The sequence below is a fragment of the Bradyrhizobium sp. CCGUVB23 genome, from assembly GCF_024199885.1.
Classification (GTDB): Bacteria; Pseudomonadota; Alphaproteobacteria; order Rhizobiales; family Xanthobacteraceae; genus Bradyrhizobium.
In genome coordinates this window covers 31,784-51,783 of the sequence record NZ_JANADQ010000002.1, presented here as the reverse complement: position 1 = coordinate 51,783, position 20,000 = coordinate 31,784, and the positions used below count along the sequence as shown (strand labels likewise).

13 protein-coding genes and 3 pseudogenes are annotated in these 20,000 nt (G+C 60.1%); 13 read left to right on the top strand and 3 right to left on the bottom strand.

All coding sequences use genetic code 11. The features are described 5' to 3' along the window. Positions 1–430: 430 nt before the first annotated feature. From NLN62_RS48290 to NLN62_RS48235, 12 genes and pseudogenes are all read left to right on the top strand, one after another. Positions 431–1,666, top strand: coding sequence for an FAD-binding oxidoreductase (locus tag NLN62_RS48290; protein ID WP_254113917.1), 1,236 nt, complete (start codon positions 431–433; stop codon positions 1,664–1,666). A 94-nt stretch (positions 1,667–1,760) separates the two neighbouring features. Further along, entirely contained in the window at positions 1,761–2,603 is an 843-nt protein-coding gene (locus NLN62_RS48285; RefSeq protein ID WP_254113916.1) for a transporter substrate-binding domain-containing protein, read from the top strand. Between the two features lie 4 nt (positions 2,604–2,607). Next, positions 2,608–3,579 (top strand): proline racemase family protein, encoded by a 972-nt coding sequence (locus tag NLN62_RS48280; RefSeq protein WP_254113915.1) that lies wholly within the window; start codon positions 2,608–2,610, stop codon positions 3,577–3,579. Between the two features lie 11 nt (positions 3,580–3,590). Then, positions 3,591–4,244: an amino acid ABC transporter permease gene (locus NLN62_RS48275; RefSeq protein ID WP_254113914.1), complete on the top strand. Its 654-nt coding sequence runs from the start codon at positions 3,591–3,593 to the stop codon at positions 4,242–4,244. Further along, a complete protein-coding gene (locus tag NLN62_RS48270; RefSeq protein WP_254113913.1) occupies positions 4,244–5,089 on the top strand; it encodes an amino acid ABC transporter ATP-binding protein in 846 nt (281 codons plus the stop codon). Before NLN62_RS48275 ends, NLN62_RS48270 begins: the two co-directional genes overlap by 1 nt. A gap of 6 nt (positions 5,090–5,095) precedes the next feature. Beyond that, a complete protein-coding gene (locus tag NLN62_RS48265; RefSeq protein WP_254113912.1) occupies positions 5,096–5,995 on the top strand; it encodes a dihydrodipicolinate synthase family protein in 900 nt (299 codons plus the stop codon). Positions 5,996–6,158: 163 nt separating this feature from the next. Beyond that, complete coding sequence (locus NLN62_RS48260; RefSeq protein WP_254113911.1) at positions 6,159–7,592, top strand: NAD-dependent succinate-semialdehyde dehydrogenase; 1,434 nt, start codon at positions 6,159–6,161, stop codon at positions 7,590–7,592. Between the two features lie 36 nt (positions 7,593–7,628). Further along, positions 7,629–9,017: a PLP-dependent aminotransferase family protein gene (locus NLN62_RS48255; protein WP_254113910.1), complete on the top strand. Its 1,389-nt coding sequence runs from the start codon at positions 7,629–7,631 to the stop codon at positions 9,015–9,017. A 192-nt stretch (positions 9,018–9,209) separates the two neighbouring features. Beyond that, positions 9,210–10,235: an IS110 family transposase gene (locus NLN62_RS48250; RefSeq protein WP_254113909.1), complete on the top strand. Its 1,026-nt coding sequence runs from the start codon at positions 9,210–9,212 to the stop codon at positions 10,233–10,235. Positions 10,236–10,515: 280 nt separating this feature from the next. Then, positions 10,516–11,246, top strand: a pseudogene (locus NLN62_RS48245) (IS5 family transposase). Between the two features lie 162 nt (positions 11,247–11,408). Beyond that, a complete protein-coding gene (locus NLN62_RS48240) occupies positions 11,409–12,440 on the top strand; it encodes an IS110 family transposase (protein WP_254113908.1) in 1,032 nt (343 codons plus the stop codon). 625 nt (positions 12,441–13,065) lie between these two features. Next, positions 13,066–13,778: pseudogene (locus NLN62_RS48235) on the top strand (reverse transcriptase domain-containing protein); the annotation flags it as partial. Positions 13,779–14,565: 787 nt separating this feature from the next. Here NLN62_RS48235 and NLN62_RS48230 read toward each other — a convergent pair. Next, positions 14,566–15,531: an ornithine cyclodeaminase family protein gene (locus NLN62_RS48230; protein WP_254113907.1), complete on the bottom strand. Its 966-nt coding sequence runs from the start codon at positions 15,529–15,531 to the stop codon at positions 14,566–14,568. Between the two features lie 246 nt (positions 15,532–15,777). Next, positions 15,778–16,893 (bottom strand): hypothetical protein, encoded by a 1,116-nt coding sequence (locus NLN62_RS48225; protein ID WP_371933152.1) that lies wholly within the window; start codon positions 16,891–16,893, stop codon positions 15,778–15,780. An 872-nt stretch (positions 16,894–17,765) separates the two neighbouring features. Between NLN62_RS48225 and NLN62_RS48220 the strand changes: the two genes are divergently transcribed. Further along, the gene (locus NLN62_RS48220) at positions 17,766–18,665 is read left to right on the top strand and encodes a dihydrodipicolinate synthase family protein (protein ID WP_254113906.1); all 900 of its coding nucleotides are present in this window, start codon (positions 17,766–17,768) and stop codon (positions 18,663–18,665) included. Positions 18,666–19,113: 448 nt separating this feature from the next. On the opposite strand, the pseudogene NLN62_RS48215 reads toward NLN62_RS48220, so the two are convergent. Beyond that, positions 19,114–19,601, bottom strand: a pseudogene (locus NLN62_RS48215) (transposase); the annotation flags it as partial. Positions 19,602–20,000 lie beyond the last annotated feature (399 nt).

Below are 20,000 nucleotides of genomic sequence, written 5' to 3'. Positions count from 1 at the left end.
TGAAACCGACCGGATGCTCAAATGATCCGATAAGGCGCGAATGCTGAATCCGTGGGAGTTCAGCCGCCCTGCGGAGTTTTCCAGAGCCCTTGAGGGTCACGGCGAACTGAATGCTGTAGGGCTATTCGCGTGCGCCTGGAACCCAAGATCATTAATGCTCTATGTCATTTTGCCAGATAGCAATGTAGGTGGGCGCTAACCGGGGAAGCAGAATTAAAACGAAATCAACTGGATGCCTCGTTTGATCAACGGAGAATAGATTTCCATTGACCCCCGCCGGAAGCGACTGTATTAGTTCAATAGAGTCTAATTGTATCTGTTGATCTATTTCAATCCGTCAACACATCGAGCCGTGAGCCTAGTAACTCTATGGCGATTGAGGGTTTGGCGCAGCGGCCTCGGGTGACTTGGCGTGGTCGGGAGATATCGCATGGTTGAACAACGTACCATCGCGGTTATCGGCGGGGGCGTGGTCGGCGTGAGTTGCGCGCTCATGCTGGCGCGGGAGGGGCACCGCGTCACCGTGGTCGAGGAGGGAGACGTCGGCCATGGCTGTTCCTGGGGCAATGGTGCGCAATACAATGCGGGGTCGGCTCTTCCCATGGCTCATCCCGGTGTCGTGTGGCGTGCGCTGCGCTGGTTCACTGACGCTAATGGACCAGTACGCCTGGCGCCGCGTGAGTTGCCCCGCACCCTCCCGTGGCTGGTCCGCTTCGTGCGTGCTGGACGCCCGCAGGCTTGGGAGGCGGCGTATGCGGCGTTGCACGCTCTCAATCAGCAGTGTGCCGATCTCTATCGCGGGATGCTTGGCGACGCCGAGTGGAAACGATTATTCCGACCGAGCGGCGCCCTCCATGTATGGCGCGACGTATCGCCTGGCGCACTCGATGAACAGGTAGACAGTCAGCGGACGAAGCATCGCGTAGCTTTTGAGAAGCTGAACGCTGAGCAGCTGCGCGAGTTGGAGCCGGCTATATCCCGCGACTACAAGCGCGGAGTATATTTTCCAGGCAGCGGCCATGTGACGTCACCTCCGGCGCTGGTACAGGGCCTCATGGAGAGAGCCGCTGCGCTTGGCGTCTTGCTTCGGACGGCGCGGGTTGAGGCTATAGAGCCAGGCACAGAAGGTGTAACGCTGCAGACGAGCACCGGGCCTTACCGCTGTAACGCAGTAATTATCTCAGCGGGCATCGCTAGCCGCGATCTGGCCCGCTCCCTGGGAATTTCCCTGCCACTGGCGAGCGAGCGCGGGTACCATATCACCATTCCCGGTGGTTCCAGTGCCCTCAGCCGCCCAGTCACCGACGCAGCTTCGGCCTTTGTTGCCACGCCGCTCGACGAAGGGCTGCGCATTGTGGGCATCGCCGAATTCGACACGCCCGATGCGCCGCGGGACCCGAACCAAAACAAGAAGCTGCAGGCATACGCCCGCGCAATGCTGCCGGACATATCCATCGGCCGTGTGACCGACTGGATGGGCGTGAGACCATCAACGCCGGACAGCCTCCCGATCATCGGCGCCCATCCTAAGCATCCGGCCATCTTTTTCGCCACTGGCCACGGCCACATGGGCATCAGCGGAGCCCCAATGACTGCGGCAATTATCTGCGACCTCATCGCGGGCCGGGCACCCCGAATTTCAGGCGTGCCTTACCGGCTTCGATAAAGCTGGTCCACGGCGCAAGTTTGAGGTTGCGCTGCTCGGCAAAAATGATATGGATCAATCGTAAATTGACCTAGTTCAATAAGAGGAGACCTCAATGAGCCGTTTGGTGGGTGTGATTATCGCTGCTGTTATTGGTGCGGCCGCGTTGTTCGGGCCGGGCTCCATGCCGGCCCGAGCCGAAAACCCCTCTTTGGTGCTCGATCGCATCAAGTCGAGTGGGAAGTTGAAATTTCCCGTGATGGTCGCGGAGGAGCCCGGCTACATCAAGGATCCGCGCACCGGCGAATGGTCGGGATTCTTCGTCGATTGGGGCAAGGATATCGCCAATCTGCTTGGCGTTCAGATCGAATATTACGAGACGACCTGGGGCAATCTTGCAGCCGACTTCCAGGCCGGCAAGGTGGATCTCGCGGTAGCGTTGAACCCCAATCCTCGCCGCGGGCTCGTCATCGACTATGTGCCAGGGGCGATCGTCGAGGGCATCTGGGCGCTCGTCGCACGTCCCGGCTTCGCGCCCAAGACCTGGCGCGAGATGGACAAGAAGGAAGTGCGCGTCGCCGTGCAGAAGGGCGGCACTATGCAGGTGATCGCCGAATCCGTAATCCCCAACTCGACCATCGTCGTAGTGCCCACGCGCGACCAGGCAGTGTTGGAAATGCAGTCAGGCAAGGTCGACGCGATGATCGTCGCCGACCAGGACGCCGCGCTTCTCGACTCGAAGGGGGTCGGCAAGGCCGTGGTGCCCACGCCGGTGCTGCGCAACCCGGCCACGATCGGCATTCGCCGCGAAGCCGGAAATGAGGGGTTCTCCAACTTCCTGGCCAATTGGATGTCGCAGCAGAATTCGCTCGGCCTCGCCTGCTCACGCATCACGCACTACATGCTCGAGCGCGGCATTGACATGAAAGTGGTTCCCCAGTCCGGCAAGTATTGCTGACGCCATGCGTACGAGCCGTCTCTTCACTGTCATCGACAGCCACACCGCAGGGCATCCCACCCGAACGGTCATGGCGGGCATCCCTCCGCTGCGCGGGCAGAGCGTGCGCGAGCAGCGAGATGATTTCCGCAACAACCATGACGGCTTGAGAACGCTGCTGCTCCATGAACCGCGCGGGCATGCCGCCATGGTGGCGGCGGTGCCCGTGCCCTCCCGCGAGGCGGACCAGGGGTTATTCTTCATCTTCTCCTACGTTTACGCCGACATGTGCGGCCATGCCACGATCGGTTACATCGCCAGTCTCGCGGCTACGGGAGCCCTCCCGCAGGGCTTTGAGCAAAACGGCATGTCCATAGAGACCCCGGCGGGGATCATCCATGTGACAGGCACGTTCGAGGCCGGGCGGCTAACGTCTGTCCTGTTACGCAACGTGCCCTCCGTCGTTCTCGCCTCCGACATCGTCTCGGAGGTCGAAGGTCTCGGCGCGGTGACCTGCGACATTGCTTATAGCGGGATCACATATGCGCTAATCGACGCTGACCAGGTCGATCTTCCATTCGACATCGACCATGCCAGCCGCTGGTGCCGCGCGGGCATGGCGATCAAGGAAGCGCTAAACGCCCGCAGCGGAGCGCCGCAGGTCGGCAGCGTGCTGTTCTATCACTCCATCGAGGGCGGCGCCCAACATCTGGTCATTTTGGCCAGCAACAAGTTCGACCGTTCGCCCTGTGGCACCGGTACCTCCGCCCGGTTGGCCCAACTCTACGCCCGCGGGCAGTTGGCGATAGGCGCCGCATACCGGGCCGAGAACATTCTCGGTGTCCCCTTCGAAGCCAAAATAGCGGAGTTGGCTAAGGCCAGCGACGGCAGGCCGGCAGTGATTCCGGAGGTGCGTGGCATGGCTCATATCACCGCATTTTCCACTCTCGTTCTGGAAACAGACGATCCGCTACCTGCCGGCTTTCTTCCGAACTGACGGAGAGCGCCATGAAATTCGATCCGTCCATCGTCTTTGCGAATTGGGACATCCTTGCCTACGGTCTGCTCGTCACTCTGAAATACACGATCTACACCTGCGCCATCGGACTCGCGATCGGCCTCCTCGTGGCGCTGCTTCAGCTCACTCCATGGCCACTGGTGCGATGGACCGGGCGAGTCTGGGTCGAGTTCTTCCGCAACATCCCGCTGCTGGTGTTGCTGATGTGGACCTATTATGCGCTGCCAATCTTTCTTCAGATCCAGATCGGCAAGGAAACGGCCGGTGTTCTGGGTCTCGGGTTCTACGCCAGCGGTTTCTATGCCGAGATCCTGCGCGCCGGCGTCCAATCGATCGACCGTGGCCAGACCGACGCCGCCATCGCTTTGGGCATGGGGTACGTGCAGCGCATGAGGCGCATCATCCTGCCGCAGGCACTCCGCCGCATGGTGCCGCCGCTGATGGGCCAGACCATCATGCAGCTCAAGAACACGACGCTTCTTTCGGTGCTGACCATCCCCGATCTGCTTTATCAGGCGGGCTACATCGCCAGTTTCACTTACCGGCCGATGGAGGTCTACACCGTCATCGGTGCCGTCTTCATCCTCTTGCTGTTCCCCCTCAGCGCTCTTTCTCGCCGATTCGAACGCAAGGAGGCCGCGTGATGACGGTAACATCCACCGAAGTCGTACTGAGCGTACGCGGCATCGAGAAGTCTTACGGGAAGAATCATGTCCTTCGTGGCGTCGATCTCGACGTCCATCGCGGAGAGGTGGTCTGCCTGATCGGTGCGAGCGGTTCGGGCAAGACCTCGCTGCTGCGCTGCATGAACCTGTTGATGGAGCCGGACCAAGGGGAGATTGTCATCGAGGGGGCGCCTCTGTTCCGCAGCATCGGTGACGAGCGGCTGAAGCTCTCCGGCAGACAGGTCAGTGCCGTGCGCACCAAGACCGGCATGGTGTTCCAGAGCTTCAACCTGTTCCCCCACCGCACCGCCCTGGAGAACATCATCGAAGCGCCGCTAGTGGTGAAGAAGGTGCCGCGCCCCGAAGCCGAAGCTCGAGCGCGCGAGCTCCTCGCCCGCATGGGCCTTCCCGACGCCGGGCACAAATACCCTTCGCAATTGTCGGGCGGCCAGCAGCAGCGCATCGCGATAGCCAGGGCGCTCGCCATGCAGCCCACCATCATGCTTTTCGACGAGCCGACTTCGGCGCTGGATCCGGAACTGGTGGGCGAAGTGCTCGCCGCTATCCGCCAGCTCGCCGCCGAAGGAATGACCATGGTCATCGTCACCCACGAGATCGGCTTCGCCTATGAGCTGGCCGACCGGGTGGTCTTCATGGACCAAGGAGTCGTCGCAGCCAGCGGAGCTCCACGCGAACTCCTGCTCTCGAGCGCAAACCCGAGGCTCGCGGCCTTCGTCGGACGGTTCACGGAACAGGCCCGTCTTCTCGGCCCCCTCACTTCGCCGGCGGCCGCACCTTCAACCGCATCTTCCAACAAAGGATAATTGATCATGACCAATATGAACTGGGGCGGCATCTTCCCCGTGCTCGTCACTCCTTTCGGAGCCGACGGCTCCATCAACGAGACCCGATACAAGGCACTCATCGACGACGCGATCGCCAATGGTGCGCAGGGCGTCGTCGCGGCCGGCAGCACCGGAGAATTCTATGCGCTCACCAAGGCCGAGCGCGCGCGCCTCTACAAGTTGACCGTCGACCATGTGGGCGGCCGAGTCCCCGTCCTGGCAGGCGTCGCCGACTTGCGTGTCGAGGATGTGCTGGAAGCGTGCCAGTCGGCCGTGGCGGCGGGCTGCGCGGGCGGCATGATCCTGCCGCCGATCTACGCCATGCCGAGCCCGCGCGAGATCGTGGCCTTCTTCGAGCACATCTCCCGGAACACGTCGCTGCCGCTGATGCTCTACAACAGCCCGCGTCGCGCCGGCATCGATATCACTCCGGCCCTCGTGGAGCAGCTCTCGGCGCTGCCGACCGTCGTCGCTATCAAGGATAGCTCCGGCGTGATCACTCAGGTGACAGAGCTCGTGCAGCGCGTGGGGAACAGACTTCGTGTCTTCGTCGGCTACGAGACCATGATCGTGCCGGCCCGCGCCGTTGGCGCTCACGGAGTGGTCGCGATGGCGCATCAAATCGCCGGGCCTTTGATCCGCGACTACTGGGACAAGGCCCTGAGTGGAGACAAGACATTGGATGACCTCGGCCGCGACGTCTTCGCCTTCTATCGTTGCTTCCAGTCCGGATCCTATTACGCGGCCATCAAGGAGACTATGAGCCAGCTCGGTCGGGGCGCGGGTGGCCCGCGCCTGCCGCTGCTGCCGTTGGCAGACGAACAGAAGGCGGCCATCGCGAAGATCATCGCTGAAGCCGGTCTTGCTCGCTGGGGGAAGGCTTAAGGGGAGGCATCAGTCATCCGCCATCAGAATCGGTCGCGTCCCCCACTAACTTGCGCGAGCAAAAATGGTTCTTCATCGGAGCCGCATCGACACAGGAACTCGATCCAATCGGGATCTCGTCCACTCGCGTCTAAGCGCATCATATCCGTCCAAGGAATAGAATATGTACACGAAACTGGCACTCCTCATCGATGGCGAATGGATCGAGGAAACCAATGCTGGAAGCGAAACCGTTCTCAACCCGGCCACGGAGCAGCCTCTCGGCAAGCTGCCGCACGCCGGAGCGGCAGAACTCGACCGCGCACTTGCGGCCGCCAGTCGAGCCTTCGAGAGCTGGAAGCGCACCTCGCCTTATGAGCGTGGGCAGATCTTGCGCCGCGCGGCCGGCCTGATGCGAGAGCGTCTGGACCACATCGCGACGGTACTGACCCTGGAGGAAGGTAAGACCCTCGCTGAAGCAAAGGGCGAGATCACCGCCGCGGCGGAGTTCTTCGACTGGTTCGCGGAAGAGGGGCGGCGCAGCTATGGGCGTGTCATCCCGGCGCGCCTGCCCGACATGCGCCAGACGGTCATGCAGGAGCCGGTTGGCCCCGTCGCCTGCTTCACGCCCTGGAACTTCCCGGCAGTCACGCCCGCGCGTAAAATCGCCCCCGCTCTTGCCGCCGGATGTACTTGCATCATCAAGCCGGCCGAAGAGACGCCGGGTACCACGCTGGAAATAGCGCGGGCACTCACCGACGCAGGGCTACCCAAAGGCGTGCTGAACGTGGTCTTCGGCGTACCGGCGAAAGTCTCCGAATATCTACTGCGCTCGCCGATCATCCGCAAAATCTCGTTCACGGGATCAACACCCGTGGGACGACACCTCGCTCGGCTCGCTGGAGAGACCCTGACCCTCGCCACCATGGAGCTGGGCGGCCATGCACCGGTGATCGTCGCGAAGGACGCCGACGTGCAGCGCGCCGCGGAGCTCTCCATGGCCATCAAGCTGCGCAACACTGGCCAGGTCTGCACTTCGCCGACACGCTTTTTCGTGGAGCAGCCGGTTTACGAAGAGTACCTCGAACACGCGCGTGCCTACGTCGAGAAGCAGGTGGTGGGCGACGGCCTGCAAACAGGCACCACGGTGGGGCCCGTCGCCAACACACGCCGCGTCGCAGCGATGGACGACCTGATCTCCGACGCCTTGTCCCATTCGGCGCGCCTTGTGGTCGGAGGTGAACGACTGAAGGGAACAGGTCTGATGTATCGGCCCACGATCCTGGCGGATATGCCCGACCGGGCCAGGGCTATGAAAGAGGAGCCGTTCGGCCCCCTTGCGCTAGTACAACCTGTTGATGATCTAGAACAGGCCATCGCACGGGCGAATGCATTGCCTTACGGTCTGGCCGGATATGCCTTCACTCGCTCTGCCGCAACGGCCAACCGGATAGCGGAGGAGATGGAGGTCGGCGTCATCGGCATCAACCAGATGGTGGTGACGATACCCGAAACGCCGTTCGGTGGAATCGGCGACAGTGGCTGGGGCCGCGAAGGCGGCATCGAGGGTCTGGAGTCCTACACTGTCAGAAAGTATGTCGGCCATCTTCATGTCTAGCAGGCGATGAGCCCGAAAGAAAAAGGAGCGCGGGACATGAGCCTGGATGGACCAATTTCGGGCTGGCGACCTCGGCAACTCGCCTCTGAGGGGCCGCGCTACCTCGCCCTGGTCAACGCTCTGGAGCAGGACATCGCCGATGGCCGGCTATCGGACGGCGATCGCCTGCCGCCTCACCGCGACCTGGCACGGGAGCTTGGTCTGTCCGTCGGGACCGTGAGCAAAGCCTATCAGGAGGCCGAACAGCGCGGCGTTGTCAGCGGCCATGTCGGGCAGGGCACCTTCGTCCGGCGCCGCTCCGCCGCCCGAGCCGAGCCGACGGCAAGACATGAACCGATCAATCTGGCGTTGAACGTACCCGTCGAGGGAGGCGAAACGCAAAGCCTGTCAGCGATGTTCGGTGAGGTGGTGCGCGAGTCTGATCTTGCGCCGTTGCTGCGCTACCACCCTCATGGGGGCATCTGGAAGCACCGCGAAATCATCGCTGCGTCGCTGTCTGACAACAGCTTCACCGTCGAGCCGGCAAGGGTCTTTCTTTGCAACGGCGCCCAGCACGCCATCGACATCGCCCTGCGCCTGGTGGCAAAGCCCGACAATAGCATCTTAGTCGACACCTTCACCTATTCCGGCTTCAAAGCTATCGCCGCTGCCGGCCATCTCAACTTGGTGCCTGTGGAGATGGACGACGAGGGAATAAATCCGGAGGCGCTAAGACAGGCGTGTCGCGCGTCCGGGGCGCGGGTGCTGTATTGCATGCCGACCTTGCAGAGTCCGACGGCCCGCACCATGGGCCTTGCTCGCCGGCGGCGCATCGCTGAACTGGCCGAGGAGCTTGATCTCGCCGTCGTAGAGGATGACGTTTACAGCTTCTTCTTCTCCGAGCGTCCGGCGCCAATCGCCTCGTTGGCGCCAAGCCGCACCTTCTACATCACGTCCTACTCCAAATGCCTTGCGCCAGCTTTCCGACTTGGCACGTTGTTTGTCCCGACAGACTACGTTGCTCAAGCGGAGCTTCTCCTGCACGCCTCCGCCTGGTTTGTGGCTCCAATGGTAAGCGAGGTGGTGGTGCGGCTGATCGAGAGCGGCAAGTTTGAAGAACTTCTGCGTGAGCGGCGCCTGCAGGCGCTCGAGCGTTACCGAGTGTTCCGGGACATCTTTCCCAAAGCCGCAAAGCTTCAGTTCCCGCCCTTCTACGGATGGTTGCCATTGCCACCAGAGTGGTCCGCAGATGAATTTGCCGCCGCCGCCCGAGGTCGCGGCATACTTGTGACCACACGCCTGGCATTCGCCGTTGGCGAGGCGGATCCCGGCGCAACCCGCATCTGCCTCGGCGCACCTAGAGATATTGTCGCGCTCTCTGATGTGCTCCAGACTCTGCGTGACATCCTTGCTCGCCACCCAATAAACGTCGTTTCTGTCGCCTAACCATCGCTGTGCTTTCGATGCGCTCAGCGTTGATCGCCACCACACACTAGGTCGTGTTGATGGTTTTTGACAGCGGAATCGAGTTTTGATTCAAGACTGCCTTTCTGTGATGGGGTGGACGCCCCTCTCGACGGCATCAATGTGCCAAGATGGTGGTGTTGAACAGCCACCGCAGAGAAAGGAGCGTCCGCCATGGAAGTTAGCACGATCGGACTGGATTTGGCGAAGAATGTATTTCAGGCGCATGGGGCGAATGCTGCAGGTGTCACTATTTTCCGCAAACAGCTGCGGCGTAACAAGGTGCTGGAGTTCTTCGCCAAGCAGCCGGCGTGCTTGGTCGCGATGGAAGCCTGTGCGGGCGCGCACCATTGGGCGCGCGAGATCGGCAAACTCGGCCACACAATTCACCTCATCCCGCCTGCCTACGTGAAACCTTTCGTGAAACGGCAGAAGAACGATACGGCCGATGCCGAAGCGATCTGTGAGGCCGCTCAACGGCCAACGATGCGCTTTGTCGCCGTCAAGAGTGCGGAGCAGCAGGCTAGCGCGGTCGTGTTTCGGGCGCGCGACCTCCTGGTGCGACAGCGCACGCAGGTGATCAATGCTCTACGCGGCCACCTTGCCGAGTACGGCGTGATCGTTCCCCAGGGGCCATCTCACGTCGTCAAGCTCATTGAACAGCTGGAGGATCCGAGCAGCGAGTTGCCAGAAGCCGCCCGACTGGCACTCGAGCTGCTGGTTGATACGCTGCGGTTGCTGGATCACAGGATCAAACATCTTGACGTCGAGATCGCACGCCGTGCCCGGGAAGACAAAACCGCGCGGCGGCTGGCAACCATACCAGGTGTGGGCCCGATAACAGCAACAGCATTCGTCGCTCTGGCCCCCGCGGCCACGACATTTAAGAAAGGCCGCGACTTCGCTGCCTGGCTGGGACTGACACCGCTGCAACGCTCGACCGGCGGAAAACAAAAGCTTGGCGCAACGTCGAAGATGGGTGAGCGAACCTTGCGGCGCTTGCTCATCATCGGTGCTTGCGCCGTCGTGCGGCATGCTCGCCGCCGCGGCACTTCTCCACAAGGATCGTGGTTGGCGAGGATGCTCTCCCGCAAGCCGCCCATGCTCGTGATCGTCGCCCTTGCCAACAAGATGGCCCGCACTGTCTGGGCGCTTTTGGCAAAAGGCGGCGTCTACCAAGCTCCGGCCGCAGCGGCATAGCCGTCCAGCCAGAGGTCGTCGAGAGTGTAGGAAGGTCAGACGGAAAGGTATGGCGCAACAGTCGATGAGACGGGATCGGGAAAGCCAGTTCCTCCCACAGTGCCCCAAGTTCGAGCACGCTTCTGTGATTTGGCCTCCGATCCGCGAACTCCCATACGGGCCCGCGAACGCATGACCGGTCGCATCAGAGGCCGGACAGATGTCAGCACCCGACTACGCGCAGCACCTCACGAAAGATTCTACTTGCACTCACGGGGGCGTCCACAGATGGGAGGCAGGATTGAGTCGGGCCGATCTGACGGAGACACAATGGCAAATACTCGATCCGCTATTGCCCGATCGCGGCGAGCGTGGCCCGCCAATTCTAGACAAGCGGCGTACGGTCAACGGCATTCTATGGATTCTGCGCACTGGCGCGCCGTGGCGCGACATGCCGGAACGATACGGCAAGTGGAACTCGGTCTTCATTCGCTTCACCCGCTGGAGCAAATCTGGTGTGTAGGATGCGGCATTCGAGACTTTGGCGAGTCTCGGGCCTCCCGCCGACGAGGAGCACGCCATCGATTCCACCATCATCCGGGCGCACCAGCATGCGGCTGGAGTAAAAGGGGGAATCAAAATCGGGAAGCGCTCGGCCGCTCGCGCGGTGGCTTCTCGACGAAGGTCCACGTCCGCACCAATGCCGAAGGCAACCCGCTGACCTTCGACGTCACTGGCGGCGAGGTCCACGAAGTTAATGCCTACGAAGCATTGATGGAGCTTCACGACGTCAATCCCAGAAAGCTTCTCGGCGATAAAGGCTACGACAGCGACGCTATTCGCGCTGACCTTGTAGAGCGTGGCATCGAGGCTGTGATCCCGCCGCGATCGAACCGCACGATCCAAATCAAATACGATCGTGAGGCCTATAAGCATCGCAATCGCGTCGAACGCTGTGTCAATCGCATCAAACAGTTCCGTCGCGTTGCTACCCGTTACGAAAAACTGCCAGAGCGTACCTGTCGATGCTAAGCATCGCCGCAGATCACTCTGGGTTAGAACCGTCAACACGACCTAGATGCCGTAATGGGCCGGCCTTCGTGAGCCTAGCCAAGTTAGGTGGCTGTCCCTCAGAATGATGATGTTGAAACGGAGTCCGAGTGATCGGCTCCAGGCATCAAGTGGGGAACAGCCATGGACTATTATGCGGGGATCGACGTGTCTTTGAAAGAGAGCAGCATCTGCGTTGTTGACGGAACTGGCAAGGTCGTCCGCGAGGTTAAGGTCGCCAGCGAACCTGAGGTGCTTATTGGCTATTTCGACGAGCTGGAATTACCTGTCAGCCGCATTGGGCTCGAGGCCGGGCCGTTGTCGCAGTGGCTGCATGCCGCCCTTGTGGCCGCCGGACGCGATGCGGTTTTGCTTGAGACACGGCATGTGAAAGCAGCACTCTCAGCCATGACCGTCAAGACCGACCGGAAGGATGCCCGCGGGATCGCTCAGTTGCTACGGATGGGCTGGTACCGTCCGGTTCACGCGAAATCGGTGCCTTGCAAGGATACCCGGGCTCTTCTTGTTGGACGAAAACTTCTGCAGGGCAAGCTTCTCGACGTCGAGCTGAGCATCCGCGGTATCTTGCGTGGCTACGGGCTGAAGGTCGGCGAAGTGAGCCGTGGACGGTTTGAAGCGCGCATTCGGGAATTGACAGCGGAGCATGTGACCCTGGAAATGGTGATTGGCGCGATGCTCGCTGCGAGGACGGCGTTGTGGAACGAGTTCACTAGGTTGCATCGTGAGATGCTGAAGATCGCGCGAGCCGACAAGGTTTTCCGGCGATTGATGAGCACGCCTGGCGTCGGCGCTTTAGTCGCCCTGACATATCGCTCGGCGGTGGATGACCCGACGCGGTTTGGAAAATCAAGTACGATCGGCGCCTACTTCGGGCTCACGCCGAAAAAATATCAGTCGGGTGAGACCGACCGGGACGGAGGCGTCAGCAAGGTCGGCGACGCCATGGTGCGGACCGCGCTCTTTGAAGCGGCGCATATCATGCTGACGCGTGCGACACGCTTCTCGAGCCTGAAGCGCTGGGCACTCGAGGTTGCGCGACGGCGGGGCATGAAGCGCGCCAAAGTGGCCCTTGCTCGCAAGTTGGGCGTTGTGCTGCATCGCATGTGGGTGGACGCGACCGAGTTCCGCTGGAGTCAGGCCGCGGCGACCGCATAGGAGGTAGAGCAGGTTTGGGGAGCGGGTCGAAAACGGCATCGCTTCTACAGAGGTCCCGTCGCCGGGACGAGGGCTTGGCAAGGTCGGGAGTAGTGCTGTGAATGCTGCGGCAGATCACGCGTCCTAGATTGACCTGCCGGCTCTGGATCTGATGGCATGGTGTGGCGGTCTTTGTGCTGACCACGGACAGAAGCATGATCCTGGCGATGAGATTTGTTCAGAGGGACTTGACGAACAAAGGCCCATTACAGAAGCATTACAGTTGGTGCGCCGGGAGACCGGCAAGGAGTAGGTGGTGGAAGTCCACTGCGATGAAGGAATAGCGATCCACATCGGCCCCGAGCCGTGCGCAGGCGTCCGCGAGGATGTCGGCGAAGCGTCGGCAGGGGAGCGCATAGGCCAGCCATGGAGCCGCGAAAGAATGTTTTCCCGAGAGCCGACGCTGTCAACTGAGCGGAAGGCAATACGAAAGGGTGCGATATCGCGAGCGCCCAGTCGCGGCGTGGTCACAGACCCTGGCATGTGCAGAAGCTTCTTGTACGGGAACCGGGAGGTCTCTTGGTCGGCCAGATGCTCATGGAAGCAGTCTGGTCCGCGGCGGGAAGGCGAGGAGCTGTAGCCGCCGATGAACGATCAGGAGAAGTCTGACTCCGCCATAGTAGCAATGAAGTCGCCGAACAAAGCCGGAGGTACGGTGGCGGAGGCGATGGAGCGAAGGGCGGGGACCAAGGGAAACGCGAGACAGCAAAGCACACTCCGGACACAGGGCCGGGATCGTGTGATCCAGGAGCTCGATCGCGTACGGCAAGCCGCAAGGCAGAGGAAGAAGGAGCGGTTCACAGCGCTTCTCCACCATATCAACACCGACACGCTCCGGATGGCTTTCTACGCGCTCAAGCGCAAAGCAGCCCCCGGCGTGGATGGCGTGACATGGCAGGACTTCGAGACAGATCTGGAGCCTCGGCTTGCGGATCTGCACCGACGGGTCCACGGAGGAGCGTATCGTCCCCAACCGTCACGCCGGACGTATATCCCGAAGGCTGACGGTCGGGAGAGAGCGTTGGCGATCGCGACCTTGGAAGACAAAATCGTCCAAGGCGCGACCTCATGGTGCTCAACGCCATCTACGAAGGCGACTTCGTCGGCTTCTCCTACGGGTTTCGACCCGGTAGGGGCCCACATGATGGGTTGGACGCCCTGGCGGTAGCGATCACCGCGCGGAAGGTGAACTGGATACTTGACGCCGACGTGCAAAACTTTTTCGGAAGTGTGAACCAAGACTGGCTGGTCCGGTTTCTGGAACACCGCATCGGCGACAAGCGCATCATCCGCCTGATCCCTTGATGACATAGAACAGCGCGACCAGGGCAGTGTTGGAATTGCATTCAGGCAAGGTCGACGGGATCATCATCGCCGACCAGGACGCAGCGGTTCTCGACTGCAAGGGGGCAGCAAGGCCGTGGTGCCCACGCCGGTGCTGCGCAACCCGGCGACGATCGACATTCGCCACGAAGCCGGAAGCAAGAGGTTCTCCAACTTCCTGTGTCGACTAGCAGATCGCTGCAGAATTCGCTCGGCCTCGCCTGCTCGCGCATCACTCGTTACATGCTTGAGCGCGGGATCGACATGCAAGTGTTCCCCATTTCCGGCAAAAATTGCTGACGCCATGCGTACGAGCGGCCTCTTCACTGTCGTCTGCAGCCACACCGCAGGGCACCCCACCCGAACGGTCATGGCGGGCATCCCTTCGCTGCGAGGATGGAGCGGGCGCGAGCGACACGCCGCTATCCGCCAGTCCGCACCCCGAACGAACAACCATAGTCATCGTCACCCACGAGATCGGCCGAAGCGGTGGTTTTCTCCCGAAATGCTTCGGCTTGTGACCGCCGATCTGGTCCCGAGCAACGCTGCCGGTCTCATTGGTCCCGCATCAAGCAGCCAATGGCCGTGCTGATCGCGCCCCCAAAACTGCTTGGCCTGATTGCGGACATCCCGCACTTGACCGCAGCCACGCTCCGATGGCGTAGATCCAGAGTATAAGGTTGGTCATCCGTGCTGGCCTGCGTCCGGTCATCAACAAGCTGATCTGAACATCGTATGTCAATTCAATCTTGCCTACCTAGCTTTAATAGGTCACGTTTGTTCCCAAGCCGCGCTGCTCTGCGATATCGAGTATTGCGGAACCTATAGCGATATCATGCAACGCAAGGCCGACATTGAAAACTACGATGCGATCCGCATTGCAAACTCTGCCGGAGATCCTTCCCACGATGACGTCGCTGACAGACCCGGAAACTCGGGAAATATCGGAATAAGGAGAGCCTGTAGCAACGATGTAGCTCTTAAATTGCTCAACGTCGTCACTCAACAATAAATCTGAAGCCGTCGTTGTATCCTGTGACCATCCCCGGACATGGATTGGCAGAACCAAGCTGCCCTCCTTGACCCATCCGAACCGGAAGATCACGTCCTGCAATCGACTTGTTGCGGTCACTACGACGTCAGCGGTGCGGATCGCGGCCTCAGCCTCTGTCACGCGAACTATCCTTGCTTCGCAGCAGCTCTGTTCAATCAACCGGTTTACGGCACTCTCATGGATGTCCACGATTTGGAATTCTGCGGCTGGGTAAATCAACGACAGCATTTTCACATGGTAGAGGCCCTGAAGACCGGCACCGATTATGGCAATCCTATCCACGCGATCCGGCGCCAAGTACTTGCAGGTGATAGCCGATGCTGCCGCTGTCCGAACTGCGGTCAGGTAGGCTGCATCCATCACGCAGACTGGTAGACCCGTATCCGGATTGTTTAATACTAATAGCCCAGAGAAACTGGGCAAGCCAATCTTCGGATTGCATGAGTAACTGGCAACCCATTTTAGACCGGCTCGCCGTTGCTTTGGAAGCCAGCCAGCCATTGCGTGAATGAATGCGTCACGCGTTGGGTGGATGCCGATCTTGGGTGGGTTCTCGAATGCGCCACTGCCGTGATCACGAAGAGTCTCTTCGATAAACTCTAGTGTTGAGGCGAGTGGCAGATCCGTCCGCGCAACGTCGTTTCGACTTAGCCATCTTACGGTAGACGTTGTCATATTCCGTCGTCTCCTGGTGTTGATGTCGGCGTTAGATCCACCCGATGACGCGGTTTGGAATGTCGGCGGACTCGAATAGTTGTAAAACTCGAAAAATGATCTACCGCGAAGTTCTGCCAATCATCACGTGAATCGCACACCTCACGTCGGGTCCAGAGCCGCACCTCGGCGAAGTACACGCTGCTGTTGCCGGCTCCGGTGCTCAGGCCTGACGGACGCTGGTCACTCGGTTTTGGTTCTGGATGGCTAAGCGGAGAGGTGGATCTGCACCGTTCGGAGTGTTGCCTCTATGTCGGAAAACAAGAGAGGCAATTTCGGAGCGAGATCCCTATTGTTGTCTTCGATGAACCGAAGGAATTCTTTGCTATACATGCTAACATAGTTAAGGTTTTTGGCACTTGCATCCGACAGCGTCGGGATCGACGAAAGATCCACTATGGTGCGCGGCTCCAACCGCAGAAGCCCCTTCCGAAGGATCGCCTCGTATTCCTGGTTGACCTCTGCCGTTGCGATAACGACGAACGAACGTGGTTCAGGCTCTTGTCCAATCTCCTCAGGGCGCATGAGCGTGACTTCTAAATCAGCGTAAGGGCGAAGACGTTTGCGAAGAGTCTTAGGATTTCGCGTTACGACTGTCGTAGAACGAAATCGCTCTCCCACCCCACTGCCGATCAGTCCGCGACCCAGCATGCCTGCCCCGATGATGTAAAGTCGGTCGGGTGGCTCTCCGTTCTGAAATCGATGAGCTATGATGTCTCGGACGATCTGATCATAGTTGAACGATGCGATGAATTTCTGTCGCTCGCGCGCGGCACGACCCATATCGAGGCCAAACCGTGCGACCTGGAAAATCGGCAGGTTGGGATCTACAAGTTCGATAGAGTTCGCGAGCTGATGGCTGACATAACTCTCACCGAGGATCTGGGAATGAGCACTGGATGCAATCTGCGCGAGACGTCGGGCAATCGCGACCGCACCTTCAATGCGTTCATATGAAAAGCCAGAAAGCATCGTACGATCGATGCTTCTGAGCGAGGACTCCTCACCATAGGCTTCAACTCGTACGCAGGTTGTGAGCAGGAGAACTCCAGTTCTCGCAAGGTCTGTCGCAAATGGTTTGATCTTTGCCGAGAGCTGCGCCATTGCGAAAGGCGTTGTCATCTGGTGATCAATATAAACGCCATGAAGCGCGGTCATCATTTCCTTCCGAAGTTCATTGAAGCTCAGGCGGCAGTTGGCGATGAGCGCCCTCGAATGCGAGGTCCTGCGCCGACATAGCGCGAGACGCAGTCCGGCACCCACGCCCTGCGTATTTGGGTTCGCTCGGGTGGAGTGGGCTTTGTGGTCGCTCGCAGCCGACATGAGGATATTCCGCCAGAGGCGACGCACTCGCCTTTGGAGCGAGTCGATTTGCCGATAGCTCATTTCCCATTGAATTCGACCTGATGAAGACCTGACACCTTGATTGCTTGGAACATGGAGCAGGCGATTTCGGCTGGCCCGCTCCGATTGCCTGCAACAAGAGGCCTCCAAGAATCGTGCCAAGTGCGCAGAAAGAGCTTTAGATTAAACCTTTCATATTAGAAGGATAGCGAGGCTCGCGGAAGGAGGGTGTTGGGGAATGCAGTTGCGTCGCCGGTTCGACAAACCTGACACTGTCAGCTGCCCTACGCGATCCGAGAGATGGCGGCAGGAAAACGATCGCTTCGCCGCATTGTCCGCTGTCGGACATGCAACATCGCAGTAGAGAAGTTGTCCTAACGCTTTTAAACGGTCTCTAAGTTGGCTCGGTAAATGCAGGGTTGTCAGCGAACGCGTTACGGGGCTGGAAAGAAATGACCAATGATTACGCTCGTTGACAAAGCTGCAAAGGCCGCGCTTCCGCGAGTCGCCGAGCCAGGAAAGGAGTTGCACAGCTGCTCCGGCTTCAAACACTCGATGATGTTGGGATTGCCGTCGCCCGAGCACTGGCCATGCAGATCGCGTGATTGCGTTTTCGATAAGCTGACCTCGTCACGCGGTCCTATGAGCTCGCCGACCGGGTGGTCTTCATGGACCAAGGAGTCGTCGCAGCCAGCGGAACTCCGCGTGAACTCCTGCTCTCGAGCGCAAACCCGAGGCTCGCGGCCTTCGTCGGACGGTTTACCGAACAGGCCCGTCTTCTCGGCCCCCTCACTTCCACTTCGCCGGCGGCCGCTCCTTCAACCGCATCTTCCAACAAAGGATAGTAGATCATGACCAATGTGAACTGGGGCGGCATCTTCCCCGTGCTCGTCACTCCCTTCGGAGCCGACGGCTCGATCAACGAGGCCCGATACAAGGCACTCGTCGACGACGCGATCGCCAACGGCGCGCAGGGCGTCGTAGCGGCCGGCAGCACCGGAGAGTTCTATGCGCTTACCAAGGCCGAGCGCGCGCGCCTCTACAAGTTGACCGTCGACCATGTGGGCGGCCGCGTCCCCATCCTGGCGGGCGTCGCCGACTTGCGTGTCGAAGATGTGCTGGAAGCGTGCCAGTCGGCGGTGGCGGCGGGCTGCGCCGGCGGCATGGTCCTGCCGCCGATCTACGCCATGCCGAGCCCGCGCGAGATCGTGGCCTTCTTCGAGTACATCTCCCGAAACACGTCATTGCCGCTGATGCTCTACAACAGCCCGCGTCGCGCCGGCATCGATATCACCCCGGCCCTCGTGGAGCAGCTTTCGACGCTGCCGACCGTCGTCGCTATCAAGGATAGCTCCGGCGTGATCACTCAGGTGACAGAGCTCGTGCAGCGCGTGGGGAACAGACTTCGTGTCTTCGTCGGCTACGAGACAATGATCGTTCCGGCTCGCGCCGTTGGTGCTCACGGAGTGGTCGCTATGGCGCATCAAATCGCCGGGCCTTTGATCCGAGACTACTGGGACAAGGCTCTGAGTGGTGACAAGGCATTGGATGATCTCGGCCGCGACGTCTTCGCCTTCTATCGTTGCTTCCAGTCCGGATCCTATTACGCGGCCATCAAAGAGACCATGAGTCAGCTCGGTCGGGGCGCGGGTGGTCCGCGCCTGCCGCTGCTGCCATTGGCAGATGAACAGAAAACAGCCATCGCGAAAATCATCTCCGATGCCGGTCTTATTCGCTGGGCCAAGGGTTGAGCAAGCCAAACTTCTAACCGTCGTGGTTCCCTTATCCGATGTCGGTAGGTGCCTCACTCGCATGGGAAGGCCCTCCAAAAATGAAATATGTATATGAAAACTGGACATGGAGCAGGACGTAGCACGAGCGGATGCATTTCCCAGCGATTTGGCTGGATTTAGCTTCAGCTGCGCACGAAACAGATGGTGATGACGAGACCCGAAATGCCATTCGGAGGAATCTTTGACGGCAGTTGTGGCCGCGAAGGTGACCTCGAAGTTTATAATCCTACCCTGTACGAAAGTATGGCGACCATCTCGGGGTCTAGCAAGCCAGGAGGTCGAAAGGAAAAGGCGCGCGGGACATGAGCTTGGATGGATCATCATCAGTCTGACGTCCTCGGCAGCTCGCCTTCCGAGGCGCCGCGCTATCTTGCATTGATCAAAGCTCTCGAGCAGGACATTACCGACGGCCGGCTGGCCTACTTTGGGCCTTGATGGGTGCATGCCAGAGCTTGACATCGGTCGGAAAGGTGATGGCGTTCAGTTGCACCGTGGTGTCGATACTGATGCGCTTGAGGTACTGACTGCGCAATGCGCCGGCCTCGTGCGCCAGCCCAGGCTCTCGGCCAGCAGCAGTTCCAGCTTTTCGCCCAGCCGCTTGCGCCAATGGCTCAGGTCGGAACGCTCGTGCGGGAAAGCGGGCTGGAAGAACTCTTCGCCGGTGACGAACTGGAAACACGGGGCGTGGACCTAGCGCTCGCACACCCCATATCGGACAGCCCGCAAATGTGCTTGAGCAGCACCACTCATGAAGCAGGTCTCGATTCCGGGGCGGCCGTTCTTGCTGTAAAGCGGAGCGATCTCGCGGTCGATCCAATCCCAATTGATCTTGCCGGCCAGCGGAACCAGTTCGTGCTTCATGTTGATGATCTGGTCCAGTCGCGCGCGGAACATGTCATTCGATCCCGTAGTCGTGCTTCGGCCGGAATCGTCCCCCTCCGATGCGACACAGAAGCATGCCCCGTCGCAATAGAGAATTCGAACGCGAATGTGCAGCGTTTGGAGCCACAAGCTCCAAATTCCCGCAATCTCAAACGGCCATGAATCGGGAAATAGTCTCCTGCTCAACCGCTTAGAACCTTGTTCACGAGCGACGCAGTAATGCTCCAAACTGTCGATGCGCGGCATGCGTTCGACGACATTCCCTCCATGCTGTCGATCACAGCACGACTGGCGAAGTCGATCTGGCCTGCGAGATCGGCCCTTCAGCTTCCGCATGGTCACATCAGTCGAAAATGTTGCGACTTTGCCTTTGTTCGCAAAGACCGGGTCGCATAGCGTGGCGTTAGACTT

What these genes read in the sequence shown, in the direction of transcription:
- NLN62_RS48270 (WP_254113913.1), top strand. Translation starts at nt 4,244, where the DNA reads ATGACGGTAACATCCACCGAAGTCGTACTGAGCGTACGCGGCATCGAG.
- NLN62_RS48285 (WP_254113916.1), top strand. Translation starts at nt 1,761, where the DNA reads ATGAGCCGTTTGGTGGGTGTGATTATCGCTGCTGTTATTGGTGCGGCC.
- NLN62_RS48275 (WP_254113914.1), top strand. Translation starts at nt 3,591, where the DNA reads ATGAAATTCGATCCGTCCATCGTCTTTGCGAATTGGGACATCCTTGCC.
- NLN62_RS48240 (WP_254113908.1), top strand. Translation starts at nt 11,409, where the DNA reads ATGGACTATTATGCGGGGATCGACGTGTCTTTGAAAGAGAGCAGCATC.
- NLN62_RS48290 (WP_254113917.1), top strand. Translation starts at nt 431, where the DNA reads ATGGTTGAACAACGTACCATCGCGGTTATCGGCGGGGGCGTGGTCGGC.
- NLN62_RS48225 (WP_371933152.1), bottom strand. Translation starts at nt 16,893, where the DNA reads ATGTCGGCTGCGAGCGACCACAAAGCCCACTCCACCCGAGCGAACCCA.
- NLN62_RS48255 (WP_254113910.1), top strand. Translation starts at nt 7,629, where the DNA reads ATGAGCCTGGATGGACCAATTTCGGGCTGGCGACCTCGGCAACTCGCC.
- NLN62_RS48220 (WP_254113906.1), top strand. Translation starts at nt 17,766, where the DNA reads ATGACCAATGTGAACTGGGGCGGCATCTTCCCCGTGCTCGTCACTCCC.
- NLN62_RS48250 (WP_254113909.1), top strand. Translation starts at nt 9,210, where the DNA reads ATGGAAGTTAGCACGATCGGACTGGATTTGGCGAAGAATGTATTTCAG.
- NLN62_RS48230 (WP_254113907.1), bottom strand. Translation starts at nt 15,531, where the DNA reads ATGACAACGTCTACCGTAAGATGGCTAAGTCGAAACGACGTTGCGCGG.
- NLN62_RS48265 (WP_254113912.1), top strand. Translation starts at nt 5,096, where the DNA reads ATGACCAATATGAACTGGGGCGGCATCTTCCCCGTGCTCGTCACTCCT.
- NLN62_RS48280 (WP_254113915.1), top strand. Translation starts at nt 2,608, where the DNA reads ATGCGTACGAGCCGTCTCTTCACTGTCATCGACAGCCACACCGCAGGG.
- NLN62_RS48260 (WP_254113911.1), top strand. Translation starts at nt 6,159, where the DNA reads ATGTACACGAAACTGGCACTCCTCATCGATGGCGAATGGATCGAGGAA.